At 44.5% G+C, this 283-nt stretch carries 1 protein-coding gene; it reads right to left on the reverse strand.

The window, feature by feature from the left end; translation table 11 throughout:
* Positions 1–96 precede the first annotated feature (96 nt).
* Entirely contained in the window at positions 97–261 is a 165-nt protein-coding gene (locus AB4484_RS26545) for a hypothetical protein (protein ID WP_372081033.1), read from the reverse strand.
* Between the last annotated feature and the right edge of the window lie 22 nt (positions 262–283).

Genomic DNA, 283 nt, shown 5'->3' on the forward strand with positions numbered 1-283 from the left:
TATTCTGTTCAACGATAAAGCTCAAGCCGTTAATGCCCTTTCTAAAATCGACGGGTGCCTTGTGGAGATAGATAACAGAGGTATCAAGGAACATTTTCATACGGCTGCGAGCTCCTTCAATAGAAGGCCGAGCCACTGAGGTGTGACATCACGAGGCACATGAAGATTGTGCTCTAAACAAAACTGAGCGGCAGACTGCTCACTATTGTAATACTTCTGCACAAGGCGTAGCCATTCTTGTTGAGATCTATGCTGAGACATTTTCGAGTACCTTTAACGATCA

The organism is Vibrio sp. 10N.261.46.A3 (genome assembly GCF_041472995.1).
GTDB classification, from domain to species: Bacteria; Pseudomonadota; Gammaproteobacteria; order Enterobacterales; family Vibrionaceae; genus Vibrio; species Vibrio coralliirubri.